Origin of the sequence: Mesorhizobium sp. B2-7-2, assembly GCF_006440775.1 — a bacterium.
In the GTDB taxonomy this organism is placed as follows: domain Bacteria; phylum Pseudomonadota; class Alphaproteobacteria; order Rhizobiales; family Rhizobiaceae; genus Mesorhizobium.
Map to the genome: position 1 here is coordinate 66623 of NZ_VFTZ01000006.1, position 12280 is coordinate 78902.

Genomic DNA, 12280 nt, shown 5'->3' on the forward strand with positions numbered 1-12280 from the left:
GGAGTAATCCGCGTATGGTGAAAAGCTGGAACGACAGGCTGAGCACGCCGGGCATAAACGGCATCAAGCCGTCGCTGCCCACGGTCGGTGATGTCGTCCGGGGCCAGTCGATGCTGGTGCCGACCGCGGGCAGATTGTCCTTCGGTGCGAAATTCGTTGTCGCGCAGCGCACGCGCGAAGGGCCTAAGTCATATCCTCGGGGGATCTAGCGATGCGTCGTGCTGACAGGCTTTTCCAGATCGTGCAGCATTTGCGGGGCGGCCGGCTGGTCACCGCGCAGAAGCTCGGCGCATGGCTCGAGGTTTCCGAACGCACCATTTACCGCGACATAGCCGACCTGCAGTCGACCGGCGTGCCGATCGATGGCGAAGCGGGCGTCGGCTACATGATGAGGGAGGGATTCGACCTTCCCCCGCTGATGTTCACACGTGACGAGATCGTGGCGCTGGTTGCCGGCGCCCGCATGGTGCGCGCCTTCGGCGGCGCCACAATGGCGAGGGCCGCCGACGAGGCGCTGGTCAAGATCGGCGCCGTGCTGCCCGACACCGAGAAGGACCGCATCGCCCGCACCGAGATCCACACGCCGATGTGGGTGGTGAGCGACGCCGCGCGGGAAGCGATCGACCTGATCGAGCGCGCCATCGAGAAGCGCCAGGTGCTGACCATCGACTATTCCGACGAAGCCGGCCGCGGTACCGCGCGCGACATCAGGCCGTTGGGGCTGTGGTTCTGGGGCAAGGTCTGGACCCTGGTCGCCTGGTGCGAGATGCGCGACGATTTCCGCGCCTTCCGCATCGACCGCATCGCCTCGGTCGTCATTGCCGGCCGCATCTTCAAGCCGGAACGGGGCAAGCAGCTCGCCGATTTCTACCGCGCCGTCGAGCGCTCAGAGGATTACGGCATGGCGCCCGACCGCGCCGCGCGGACGTGACTTCCTCCCAAGCCATTGTCCAATAAAAAAGCCCGCTCGAAGCGGACTTTTTTATTGAGCGGCAAGTCGACCAAGGCCGACCCCTCCTTACTCTTCGTCTTCGTCCTTGTCCTTCGACTTGAGCGCCGAAAGCTTGGCGAAGACGGCGTTGGCGTCGAGCTCCTGGTCCTCATCCTTCGGCTTCTCCGGCGCCGGCACCAGCCGTTCGGTGAGCGCGGCGGGCAGCAGCGTGTCGCCGACGGGCTGCGCCGGCTCGCGGCCGCGCGAGGCGCGGTTGACTTCGAGGTCCAGGTCGATCTGCGAGGTGAGGCCGAGCGTCACCGGATCCATCGGCTGCAGATTGGCCGAATTCCAGTGCTTGCGCTCGCGGATCTGCTCGATCGTCGACTTGGTGGTGCCTACGAGACGGGCAATCTGCGCATCCTTGAGCTCGGGATGGTTGCGCACCAGCCACAAGATGGCGTTCGGCCGGTCCTGGCGCTTCGACAAAGGCGTGTAGCGCGGACCCTTGCGCTTCGATTCCGGCACCCGCACCTTCGGCTCCGACAGCTTCAGCCGGTGGTTGATGTCCTTCTCGCCGCGCGCGATCTCGTCGCGCGTCAGCTGACCGGTGATGATCGGGTCCATGCCCTTGATGCCTTGGGCCGACTCGCCGTCGGCGATCGCCTTGACCTCCAGCGGATGCAGCCCGCAGAACTGCGCGATCTGCTCGAAGGAGAGCGCGGTGTTGTCGACCAGCCAGACGGCGGTCGCCTTGGGCATCAGCAGCGAATTGGCCATATCAAAAATCCTTCTCGTTCGCCCGCGTTCCCGCGCGGGCGGTGGTTTTAGAGCCACCAAAATGGGAAATTCGCGGCCTGTATAAACGCTCCCTCCAATTTTCGCAATGTTTTTGGGAAGGGCTGATCAAGGCCCTAAAAAGACAAAACCCGCTGGACGAGGTCCAGCGGGTTTGGAACCGGAAACAAGCAAGCGTCTCGACGGCTCTGGCTTGCATGTCGCAGCCCGACCGCGAGGCCGGTCTGCGTCTGATTACACCGCCTGGCGGGCGATACGCTCGATGTCGGCCCGGTTGATGCCGAGGTCGCTAAGCTGGCGGGCATTGAGCTTGTTCAACTCGCGCACGGTCTCGTTGTACATGCGCCACTTACGGAAAGCACTGATCGGGTTCATGATGGTTCTCTAGTCGTTTGGTCAAATCGTTTGATGCCGCGTAAATAGGCACTCCTGCCCACAAATTGAACGGACGCTTTTGCATGGCCGCAATGCGTTTTGTGCAATGCAGCATTAAGGTTTCGTTCAGCTTGGAACCGGGACACGCGCCGACGCCAGGATGGGTCGAGATTCAGGTCAGGCCGAGTCGAAAATGGTGGACTTCGAGAACCGGAGCGGAGCGTACTTTAGTACGTGAGCACCGGAAGCGCAGAAGCCCGGCATTTGCAGGCCGGCCTCACCTGAATAACGACCCATCCTACTCTACGTCGAGGACGATCTTGCCGATATGCTCGCCCTCTTCCATCCGCTCATGCGCCCGCCAGGCTTCGGTCAGCGGAAAGATCATGTCCATCACGGGAGCCACCTTGCGCGTGCCGAGCAGCGGCCACACCTGGGCCTCGAGCGCGGCTGCGATCGCCGCCTTGAACTCGACGGTACGCGGGCGGAGCGTCGAGCCGGTGTGGGTCAGCCGCTTCACCATGACCTTGGAGAAGTCCGCGCTGGCAACGGCGCCGGCCTGCACCGCGATCTGCACGATGCGCCCCTCGACGGCCGCGGCATCGTAATTGCGCCCGACGTAATCGCCGCCGACCATGTCGAGGATGACGTCGGCGCCCTTGCCGCCGGTCGCATCCTTCACGGCGGCGACGAAATCCTCCTCGCGGTAGTTGACCGCCCGGTCGGCACCGAGCTTCAGGCAGGCGTCGCATTTCTCCTTACTGCCGGCAGTGGTGATCACAGTGGCGCCGAAGGCCGAGGCGAGCTGGATGGCGGTGGTGCCGATGCCGGACGAACCGCCATGGACAAGCAGCGTCTCGCCTTTCTTCAGGCCGCCGCGCTCGAATACATTGTGCCAGACGGTGAAGTAGTTTTCCGGAACCGCGGCGGCCTCCGAATGCGTGAAACCCGCCGGCAGCGGCAGCACGCTGCCGGCATGAACCTTGACATATTCGGCATAGCCGCCGCCCGGCGTCAGCGCGCAGACCCGGTCGCCGATGCGCCAGCGCGATATCTCGTCGCCGAGCGCCGCGATTTCGCCTGACGCTTCGAGGCCGAGCAAGTCGGATGCACCGGGCGGCGGCGGATAGGCGCCCTTGCGCTGCTGGACGTCCGGCCGGTTGACTCCGGCCGCGTGCACCCGGATCAGCACTTCGCCGGGGCCGGGCACCGGCACGTCGCGCGTTTCCGGCTTGAGCACCCTTGGCCCACCCGGTTGCGAGATCGCGATGGCCGTCATCGTCGCCGGAATCTTCTGTCCGTTTGCCATGATATCGTGTTCTCCCTGTGTCCCGGTCTATCGCCGCCCGTTTGCATCGGCGCCCCTGCCTGGAGCAGTTCGGCGCTTGAAGAAGCGCCGACCTGCTCCAACTCTTCGTTCCTACGCTATTCCGGACGGAAAACCGCTACGCACTTTTCCCGGAATTGCTCTATGTATGCCGATTGCCAGATCAGGCAAATGGCCGAGCAAGAGAGGAGCGACGGATGGCGATCTTCGACGACGAACCCAGGAAAAAGCAGCGCCCGCACGAGATCGGCCAGGACCTGTCTTTGCTGTCCGTCGACGAATTGGCCGAGCGCATCGCATTGCTGCGCGACGAGATCGCCAGGCTGGAAGCCGAGCGCAGCGCCAAGGGCGCCACCAAATCCGCCGCCGAGTCGCTGTTCCGCCGCGGATAAATTGTTCGGCGTGCTCGCTCGCCGCCGAAAAGCCCGAATACGTCTGTCTTCAGGCCCTGCGTCTCGAACCCGGATCAAGCGATGTTTGCAACCTACAGACCGATCCTCTCGCTGCTGCGCGGCACCGCGTTCCTGCTCGCCGCATCCGGCCTGCACGGTCTGCTCCTGCCGCTGCGCGGCCAGGTGGAAGGCTTTTCGACCGCATCGCTCGGCCTGATGGGCACGGCCTGGGCCGGCGGCTTCGTTGCCGGCTGCTTCTTCGCACCGCGTCTCGTGCGCCGCGCCGGCCATGTCAGGGCTTTCGGCGCCTTCGCCGCGTCGGGCGCGATCGTCGCGCTGCTCACCGGCCTCATCATCGACGAATATGTCTGGATCCTTTTGCGCGCCTTCACCGGCTTCACCATGGCCGGCGCCTTCATGGTGATCGAGAGCTGGCTTAACGAGAAGGCCACCAACGAGAACCGCGGCACCGTCTTCGGCCTCTATATGATGGTCACCTATGCCTCGATCATGGGCGGCCAGATGATCGTCGCCGGCGGCGATGTGCGGTCAGCCTCGCTGTTCATGATCACCGGCATCCTGTTTTGCCTGTCGCTCATTCCGACGGCCGTGTCGACGCAGTCGCATCCCAAGCCCCTGCAGGACGTCAAGCTCGACGTCAAAGGCCTTTACGCCAACTCGCCGGTATCGGCGGTGGCCTGCCTCCTGATCGGCATCGCCAACGGTGCCTGGGGCACGCTGGGCGCCGTCTATGGCGCGCGCGTCGGCATATCGACCGCCGAGATCGCGCTGATGATGAGCCTGGTGGTCATTTCCGGTGCCGCCATGCAGCTACCGGCCGGGCGCCTATCGGATACAACCGATCGGCGCTTCGTGCTGGCCGGCGCGGCCTTCGGCGCAGCCCTGGTCGCGATGCTGATCTTCCTGATCGCACCGCGTTCGGGCGTCTTCATCATCGTGATGACCGCCGCCTATGGCGCCTTCGCCTATACGCTCTATTCGATCGCCGTCGCGCATGCCAACGACCACGCCCGCTCCGAGGACTTCGTCAAGGTCTCGGGCGGTCTGCTCTTGCTCTACGGCTTTGGCACGATGATCGGCCCGCTTTTGGCCGCGGCATTGATGGGCTCGGTGCGTCCGGAGGGGCTTTTCCTGGCAACCGCGCTCGCGCATCTCAGCCTCGCCGGCTACACGCTGCTGCGCATCCGCGCCCGCGCGCCGGTGCCGATCGAAGACCGCGATGCCTTCAAGACGCAGCCCGCGGACCGCGCGGTCACGCCCGAGGCCACGCGGCTCGATCCGCGCAGAAAGGTTGAAACCGATAGTTGAGATTCGCGAGACTTTGCCTCACAAATAAAGGCATGATGTTTTCTGACGCCTTTATGGCGATAGCCGATCCCAACCGGCGCCATCTCTTGGAAGAACTCCGGCGCGGCCCGAAGACGGTGAACGAATTGGCCGCCGGATTGCCCGTCTCACGCCCAGCGGTTTCCCAGCATCTGAAGGTCCTGCTGGACGCCGGCCTGGTCAACGCCAAGCCCGAAGGCACGAGGCGCGTCTATACCGTCAGCAGCGCCGGCTTCCTCAGGCTCAACATCTGGCTCGATCAGTTCTGGGAAACGGCGCCGGGAGAATAGTCTTTGACGCGCTTTGGCCGGAGGCCTCAAGGCGCCGTCTGCAGGGCTGCGCCGAGCGGGTCATGAGCGCCGGCATCTTGCCGGTCGGCGACACCTTCAGGAAGGCCGCGCGAAGCTTCATCGCCGGGGTCGGCGATGACGGTTAAGCCGGCGTCTTGCCGGCGCTAGCCGTGTGCGGCGATGGCTTCGACGATCTGTGGCCAGTCGTTGCGATGCAGTTCGTGGCCACCGCCTTCGACCTTGACCAGCCTCGCGCCGGGAACGGCCTCGACCAGAGCTTGGCCATGCTCGATCGGGAAGAGCGGGTCAGCGGTGCCGTGGATGACGAGCAACGGCACGCGAAGATCCCGCACCGTCCGCTGCGGGCCGCCGCCCTTGAGCAGGAAATGATTGGTCGCGCTGGCCAGCCCACCGGAGCGGTCGTAATCCTCCTCGATCATCTTGCGCGTCCGCCCCTCGTCGAACGGATGGTGAGTGCTGGCAATCGCACGGGCGTCCTTGACCATGAAGTCGATCACCTGCTCCCGATTCGACCAGTCGACATTGCCGCCTTCGGCAGAGTGCTGCTTGTAGGCTTCGGTCGTTCCGGGCAGGACGGATGTATCGACGCCAAGCGGCGAACAGGAGATCACGGTGAGCGCGCTGACGCGTTCGGGATATTTCAGCGCCACGCTCTGCGCGAGCATGCCGCCCATCGACATGCCGGCGACATGCGCCTTGGCGACGCCATGGTCGTCGAGCACGCGCATGGCGTCGCCCACCATGTCCTCGAATGTGTAGGGCGGCGCGCCCGGCGGATATTTGGTCGATAGGCCTGTGTCGCGGTTGTCGTAGCAGATAACGAAGCGGCCACGCCCGGCAAGCTGCCGGCAGAAGGGTTCGGGCCACCACAGCATCGAAGCCATGGCGCCCATGATCAAAAGGATCGCTGGATCTTTCGGACTGCCGAAGCTTTCCGAAACGATGTCGGGGCGCTGCGCTGCGGTGGTCATCTGCTCCTCCATTCCGCTTGCATTTTGCAATTGGTTGCACGATAATAAAACCGATATCATAATGCAACTGGTTTTTGGAGATCGTTATGTCCGCCGAGCATCGATCCGGCTGCCCGATCAATCTGTCGCTCGAGGTCTTTGGCGACCGCTGGAGCCTGATCATCCTGCGCGACATGATCTTCGGCGGCAGGCGCCATTTTCGCGAGTTGCTCAACGGCTCGCTGGAAGGCATTGCCTCCAACATCCTGGCCGACCGGCTGAAGCGGCTGATGGAGCTCGGCCTGCTGACCAAGGCCGACGACCCCAGTCACAAGCAGAAGGCGATCTACAGCCTCACGGAGATGGCGATCACGCTGGTGCCGATCATGGCGCAGCTCGGGGCCTGGGGACGCGTCTGGCTGCCGGTTACGGAAGAATTGTCGATCCGAGCCGAGCTGCTCGAAAAGGGCGGTCCGCCGCTATGGGACCAATTCATGGACGAACTGCGTCACGAGCATCTGGGCGCGCCACCCAAGACCCCGCCGGGCACGCCGACCGTGCGCCAGCAACTGCGCGCTGCCTACGAGGAAGTGGTCGCACGAAAAGCTGAGGCTACTGTGGATTGACCGCTTTCGTACCGGGGATTTGGAGATTAGCCGGAACGTTCCTCGCATCCATTCCGTGACTTCGAAGCGTTGCTGCGCGCAGAATTCTGCTCCGTTGCACTCCTTGGCGAAGGTAACGGCATGGATTCCAGGGTCTTCGCGACGGAGCTACGCTCCTGCTTCGCCCTGGAATGACGACATTGGAAGACCTAATTCAAATTGATATCCCGGCTGGCCGACCGCATCGACACCGAGAAGCCGGCCAGCACGTCGAACAGCGCGATGACCATCAGCGTGAAGAAGACGGAGTGCGCCGCGCCTTTCACCAGCAGGAATTCGACCAGGAAGGCGATGAAGACCAGCGTCGACAAAAGATGATCGAGGATCGAGGCGTTGGTGGTGCGCACCGATTTTGAGATCTCGACGAACAGGAAGATCAGCCCGATCAGCACCATCAGGCCACCGAGCGTCATCGAGAACACGCCGCCCGACATCATGCGGAAGGAGAACATCTCGGTCGTCCAGGGATCGTCGCCGCCGCCGAACAATCCGAGCAGGCCGAGATTGTAGAGGACGAAAGGCACGATCAGCAGCGGGATGGCACCGAACATCTGGGCGACTCCAATGGGGCACCCTTTTTGTAAAATCCGTGGCAGGCGCGCCGTCAAGGCTTTTCGCCGGCGGCGGCGAACACGCTCTAAGACCTAATGAAATAACAATGTCAGCCGGTTGTCCGGCTTTTCTGCACCCTGCGAGGCCCAGGCCTCCATCAACCAAGGGCCGCACGCAAAAAGACCGGCCAAAGGCCGGTCTTTTGAAACGTCACGAACCGCGGAAGCTTCTCAGCTTTCCTTCGGCTCAAGAACCTGGCGGCCGCGATACATGCCGGTCTTCAGGTCGATGTGATGCGGGCGGCGCATTTCGCCGGAATTTTTGTCCTCGACATAGGTCGGGGCCTTGAGCGCGTCGGCCGAGCGGCGCATGCCGCGCTTCGACGGAGAGGTTTTTCTTTTTGGAACGGCCATGGATATGCTCCACTACATGGTCAAAATGCCTCGGCAACCCTCGCGAAAGGGCCGCATCGAGGCCATAATCTGAGAAAGTCGGGTGCCTATACACGCCTTGCGCCGTTTTGGCCAGCGCCGGCGCGAATTTTTTTGAGCCGGCGCCGCTTCGTCCTACTCAAGGCAGCCGACATAGGCACCTGACCGACTGGCGCGCCGCTCGATCAACGAGGCCAGCCGCCGCAGGCCCGGTCCCGGCCTGGCGGGATTGCGCGCGATCGGGTTGGGCAGGCTGACGGCAAGCAGCGCCGCCTGCCTTCGCGACAATTGCTTGGCAGAGACGCCGAAATGATGCCGGGCGGCGGCCTCGATGCCGTAGATGCCCGGCCCCCATTCGGCGATGTTGAGATAGATTTCCATGATCCGCCGCTTCGACATCACAGCATCGAAATAGACGGCCAGGGGCAGCTCGACCACCTTGCGCACGCTGCCCAATGGCCGCGACCACAGAAAAAGGTTCTTCACCGTCTGCATGGTGATGGTGGAGGCGCCGCGCGTCGCCTCGCCGGCCAGCGCGTCGTCGACCACGCCGCGCAACTCGCCCAGATCGACGCCGCGATGAAAGCAGAACTGCCCGTCCTCCGACATGATCACCGAATGCGCGAGCACCGGCGCCACGTCATCGATCGACACCCAGCGCCGGTCGTAGCCGGAAAAAGTCACGAGGTCCTTCAGCATCAGCGTCGAGACCGGATGCACGAAGGGTGGCAGATAAAGGAAGGTGAGCACGACCGGTATGACCGCCAGCACGAGCGCCACGACCAGGCAACGCCGGCCAAGCCGCTTGAGACCGGCGCGGTTCAGGCGCCGACGTCGCGCCATGTCCAGCCCTTCGCTTTCATATTCGACGATCGGTTCCGTCAAGCCGTCCCACCCGTGCCTCGCCTCCTCCGGCATAAAGGCGCGAGCCTGCTTGCGCAATGTCTGAGTGTCGGCTACCGCTCCCGGCCATGGGCAAAGACGACCAGATCGCCTTCGAATCCGCGCTTTTCATGCGCGCCGCCGCGGTCGAGACCGAGCTGCGGCGGATCCTCGACGCGCGTCCGCTCACCAGCGAGATCGTGCGGCCGGAGCGCCTGATGGCGGCCATGCGCCATGGCGTGCTCAATGGCGGCAAGCGGCTGCGGCCTTTTCTGGTCATGGAAAGTGCCGCGCTGTTTTCGGCCGAGAGCGAGGCGGCGCTGCGCGTCGCCGCGGCGCTGGAATGCGTGCATTGCTACTCGCTCATCCATGACGACCTGCCTTCCATGGACGACGACGATTTGAGGCGCGGCCAGCCGACGGTGCACAGGGCCTTCGACGAGGCGACCGCGATCCTCGCCGGCGACGCGTTGCTGACCTTGGCCTTCGACCTCGTCGCCGACGAAGCGACCGCGCTGTCGGCGGAGCGCCGCGCCACCCTGGTTCTCGCCCTTGCTCGTGCGGCCGGTGCCGGCGGCATGGTCGGCGGCCAGATGCTGGACCTGGAAGCCGAGCGCGAACGGCCGGACGAGGCGGGCATCATCACGCTGCAGGCGATGAAGACCGGCGCGCTGATCCGCTTCGCCTGCGAGGCCGGCGCGATCGTCGCCGGCGCGCCTCCTGCCGACCGCGAGCGGCTGGCGGAATTCGGCTCGGCGATCGGCCTTGCCTTCCAGCTCGCCGACGACCTGCTCGACCTGACCGCCGACGCAAAGCAGATGGGCAAGGCGACGAACAAGGATGCGGCCGCCGGCAAGGCGACGCTCGCAGCACTGCACGGACCAGACTGGGCGCGCGGTCAGCTCCACGGCCTGATCGAACAGGCGCATGCGCTGCTCGAGCCCTACGGCGAAGCGGCTGAGCTGCTCAAGCAAGCGGCGACCTTCGTGGCGACGCGCAGCAACTGAACGGTGGCGCAGGCCGGCGGCCATTGCCGAAGCCGACAACGGCTCCGATTGTTCGCCATATTCGAATACTGCTGTCGATGGCCGGGTGATTATCCGGCATCCGCAGCAGTCTATATCCGCTCCAGGACAACGAACGGACATCATCGGTCCGGTCGCTGACGCCTCACCGGCCCTCCATCCAGAGCCGTGAAATCCACCGGAAGGAACCTGGAATGCCCTTTGCCAACTTCAAGATGCCCGAGGCCGCCCTCACAAAAGCGCAGAAGGAAGACCTCGTCCACAAGACCACGCAGATGTTCGTCGACTATTTCGGCGAAGCTGTACGCCCCTACACCATGGTGCTGATCGAGGAAGTTCGCGACGGAGGCTATGGCCGCGCCGACGAGGTCTTCATTCTTCCCGACGCCTACCGGGCCGAGGATAGTGCCTGACTTGAACCGGGCGAGTCGCTTGCCGAGCGGCACGCCCAACTTTCCGTGTCGGAGCCGATACTCGCTTTCCCTTGGATCAGCCCCCGGTTCGGCAAGCTCCGCAGGAAATCGATCATCGCGGCGTTGACCTCGTCCGGGCGCTCCTGCTGGGTCCAATGCCCGCAGCCGGGCAGCATCAGCGTATCGCGGATTTGCGGGACGAAGTTCCTGAGATTGGCCAACAGTTGATCCATGCCGGGGAAGGCGACCACAAGGTCACGGTCGCCCGCTGCGTAGAGAGCGGGAACCTTGATCCGCGCGCCGGCAAAGGGCGCCATCAGTTCCCAGTTGCGGTCGATGTTGCGGTACCAGTTGAGACCTCCGGCAAAGCCGGTGCGCCGGAACTCGCCGGCGTAGAAATCGCTGTCGCTTTCGCTGAGCCAGTGCGGCAGACTTGCAGGAACCTCGGCGGCTTGCAGGAGGCCTCCGCCGTGCGGGACCATGGCAATTCTGGCGCCGCCGTCCGAAGCGTCTCCCGACACCGCATAAAGCATGGCGCGCACCGAGGCCCGCGGGTCCCGTTCCAGCTCCGCCTCGGCAATGCCGGGTTGCTGGAAATAGAGCTGGTAGAACTGGGACTCCGCCGTTCGCGGCATGAGGCTGGTCGGACGCGCATTGCCGCGCGACCGGAACGGCACGCTGAGGCCGACGACGGCATGGAAGCGGTCCGGCCGTAGCAGCGCGGCATGCCAGGCCACCACCGCACCCCAGTCGTGGCCGACGATGACGGAGCTGGGGGCCTCGAGGGCGTCGAGAAGACCCACCATGTCGCCGACCAGATGAAAGAGCGTGTATTGGTCGATCGCTTCCGGCCGATCGCTCTTGCCGTAGCCTCGCATGTCGGGGGCGATGGCGCGGAAGCCCGCCGCCGCGAGCGCGCCCAGCTGATGCCGCCAGGAATACCAGGATTCAGGGAAGCCATGGCACAAAAGCACCACCGGCCCTTCGCCCTGCTCCGCGACGTTGAGGCGGATGCCGTTGGTCTCAACTATCCGCTGTATAGGTTCGCTCACGGCCGCTTCTCATGCTCGCGTTCTACCTCTGATCAATGGCGAAAGGCCAGACGCCGCAACGGGTGGCCGAGCCAGCGGGGTGCCAAGTTTTGGAGGCGCGCATCTTCCATTGACTGTCTCAGGAGCGGTCGCGGCAGTCAATATCCGACATGGTCACGTAGCGCCACGGCGTCCACGCACTTGAATAGTTCTGGCGATGCGCGTCCATTCGTGCAGGATCGCTGACTGAGGAGGCGGGGAACCAATGCTTAAGCTGCAAGCCTGGCTGGCCGATTATTGGGTCATCGGTGCGGGGTTCATGGCAGCATCGCTCATAGCGGCCGCGCCGGTCTTATCGCTTCCGCTGCCGGTGTTCCTGATCTTCCTGCACAGCCCGTTTTACATGGTCCATCAGGTCGAAGAGCACGCCGGCGACCGGTTCCGCAAATTCGCGAACGAAAATGTCTTCGGCGGCCGTGACGCCCTTACCGTCGCCTCGGTTCTCGTCATCAACCTGCCGTTTGTCTGGGGCATCAACCTGCTGGCTCTTTATGCGGCATTCCTGTGGGGACCCGCCTGGGGCCTGGTTGCCCCCTATGTCATGATCGTGAACGCGCTCGCGCACCTCGTCACATCGGCGCGGCTCGGCAAATACAATCCCGGCCTCGTCACCAGCGTCATTTTGTTTTTGCCGCTGAGCGTCGTCACGATCTGGATGATCGGCCGGACGGAAGGTCTTGTCCCGCAATTGATCGGCGCAGCTCTCGCGATCCTGCTTCACCTGGCGATCATTGCGGTCGTGGCCGCCCGATACCGCTCTCTCGTCGTCACCTCATAGCATCTGCGGCGA

16 protein-coding genes are annotated in these 12280 nt (G+C 64.0%); 8 read left to right on the top strand and 8 right to left on the bottom strand.

Annotated features, from left to right (window positions below):
* Positions 1–211: 211 nt before the first annotated feature.
* Positions 212–931 carry a YafY family protein gene (locus FJ425_RS10295; RefSeq protein ID WP_095767352.1) on the top strand — a complete coding sequence of 240 codons (720 nt, stop codon included), beginning with the start codon at positions 212–214 and terminating at the stop codon, positions 929–931.
* A gap of 87 nt (positions 932–1018) precedes the next feature.
* On the opposite strand, the gene FJ425_RS10300 is transcribed toward FJ425_RS10295, so the two are convergent.
* The 3 genes from FJ425_RS10300 to FJ425_RS10310 all read right to left on the bottom strand — a co-directional run bounded on the left by FJ425_RS10300 (position 1019) and on the right by FJ425_RS10310 (position 3416).
* Complete coding sequence (locus tag FJ425_RS10300; protein ID WP_140545101.1) at positions 1019–1711, bottom strand: DUF1013 domain-containing protein; 693 nt, start codon at positions 1709–1711, stop codon at positions 1019–1021.
* 252 nt (positions 1712–1963) lie between these two features.
* Positions 1964–2104, bottom strand: coding sequence for a DUF1127 domain-containing protein (locus tag FJ425_RS10305; RefSeq protein WP_095767350.1), 141 nt, complete (start codon positions 2102–2104; stop codon positions 1964–1966).
* A 298-nt stretch (positions 2105–2402) separates the two neighbouring features.
* Positions 2403–3416, bottom strand: a complete 1014-nt coding sequence (locus FJ425_RS10310) for an NAD(P)H-quinone oxidoreductase (protein ID WP_181175877.1) — start codon at positions 3414–3416, stop codon at positions 2403–2405.
* Between the two features lie 212 nt (positions 3417–3628).
* On the opposite strand from FJ425_RS10310, the gene FJ425_RS10315 reads away from it, so the two are divergent.
* The 3 genes from FJ425_RS10315 to FJ425_RS10325 all read left to right on the top strand — a co-directional run bounded on the left by FJ425_RS10315 (position 3629) and on the right by FJ425_RS10325 (position 5460).
* A complete protein-coding gene (locus FJ425_RS10315) occupies positions 3629–3823 on the top strand; it encodes a DUF1192 domain-containing protein (RefSeq protein WP_140723179.1) in 195 nt (64 codons plus the stop codon).
* 81 nt (positions 3824–3904) lie between these two features.
* Positions 3905–5152 (top strand): MFS transporter, encoded by a 1248-nt coding sequence (locus FJ425_RS10320; RefSeq protein WP_140545097.1) that lies wholly within the window; start codon positions 3905–3907, stop codon positions 5150–5152.
* A 32-nt stretch (positions 5153–5184) separates the two neighbouring features.
* Complete coding sequence (locus FJ425_RS10325; protein WP_140545095.1) at positions 5185–5460, top strand: metalloregulator ArsR/SmtB family transcription factor; 276 nt, start codon at positions 5185–5187, stop codon at positions 5458–5460.
* A 164-nt stretch (positions 5461–5624) separates the two neighbouring features.
* Here FJ425_RS10325 and FJ425_RS10330 read toward each other — a convergent pair whose 3' ends face one another.
* Positions 5625–6452: an alpha/beta hydrolase gene (locus FJ425_RS10330; RefSeq protein ID WP_140723182.1), complete on the bottom strand. Its 828-nt coding sequence runs from the start codon at positions 6450–6452 to the stop codon at positions 5625–5627.
* A gap of 86 nt (positions 6453–6538) precedes the next feature.
* Between FJ425_RS10330 and FJ425_RS10335 the strand changes: the two genes are divergently transcribed.
* The gene (locus tag FJ425_RS10335; RefSeq protein ID WP_140723185.1) at positions 6539–7057 is read left to right on the top strand and encodes a helix-turn-helix domain-containing protein; all 519 of its coding nucleotides are present in this window, start codon (positions 6539–6541) and stop codon (positions 7055–7057) included.
* Between the two features lie 188 nt (positions 7058–7245).
* Here FJ425_RS10335 and FJ425_RS10340 read toward each other — a convergent pair whose 3' ends face one another.
* From FJ425_RS10340 to FJ425_RS10350, 3 genes are all read right to left on the bottom strand, one after another.
* Complete coding sequence (locus FJ425_RS10340; protein ID WP_140545089.1) at positions 7246–7647, bottom strand: hypothetical protein; 402 nt, start codon at positions 7645–7647, stop codon at positions 7246–7248.
* Between the two features lie 231 nt (positions 7648–7878).
* Positions 7879–8061 carry a 50S ribosomal protein L32 gene (gene rpmF, locus FJ425_RS10345; protein WP_006203806.1) on the bottom strand — a complete coding sequence of 61 codons (183 nt, stop codon included), beginning with the start codon at positions 8059–8061 and terminating at the stop codon, positions 7879–7881.
* 153 nt (positions 8062–8214) lie between these two features.
* Positions 8215–8922 (bottom strand): transglycosylase domain-containing protein, encoded by a 708-nt coding sequence (locus FJ425_RS10350; RefSeq protein ID WP_181164953.1) that lies wholly within the window; start codon positions 8920–8922, stop codon positions 8215–8217.
* A gap of 170 nt (positions 8923–9092) precedes the next feature.
* Here FJ425_RS10350 and FJ425_RS10355 point away from each other — a divergent pair, with 170 nt between their 5' ends.
* Both FJ425_RS10355 and FJ425_RS10360 read left to right on the top strand, forming a co-directional pair.
* Entirely contained in the window at positions 9093–9968 is an 876-nt protein-coding gene (locus FJ425_RS10355; protein ID WP_246677919.1) for a polyprenyl synthetase family protein, read from the top strand.
* A 212-nt stretch (positions 9969–10180) separates the two neighbouring features.
* Positions 10181–10399, top strand: coding sequence for a 4-oxalocrotonate tautomerase family protein (locus FJ425_RS10360; protein WP_140633219.1), 219 nt, complete (start codon positions 10181–10183; stop codon positions 10397–10399).
* On the opposite strand, the gene FJ425_RS10365 is transcribed toward FJ425_RS10360, so the two are convergent.
* Positions 10375–11451: an alpha/beta hydrolase gene (locus FJ425_RS10365; protein WP_140723191.1), complete on the bottom strand. Its 1077-nt coding sequence runs from the start codon at positions 11449–11451 to the stop codon at positions 10375–10377. The two genes, FJ425_RS10360 and FJ425_RS10365, sit on opposite strands and share 25 nt — an antisense overlap.
* Positions 11452–11695: 244 nt before the next feature.
* Here FJ425_RS10365 and FJ425_RS10370 point away from each other — a divergent pair, with 244 nt between their 5' ends.
* A complete protein-coding gene (locus FJ425_RS10370; protein WP_140723194.1) occupies positions 11696–12268 on the top strand; it encodes an HXXEE domain-containing protein in 573 nt (190 codons plus the stop codon).
* Positions 12269–12280 lie beyond the last annotated feature (12 nt).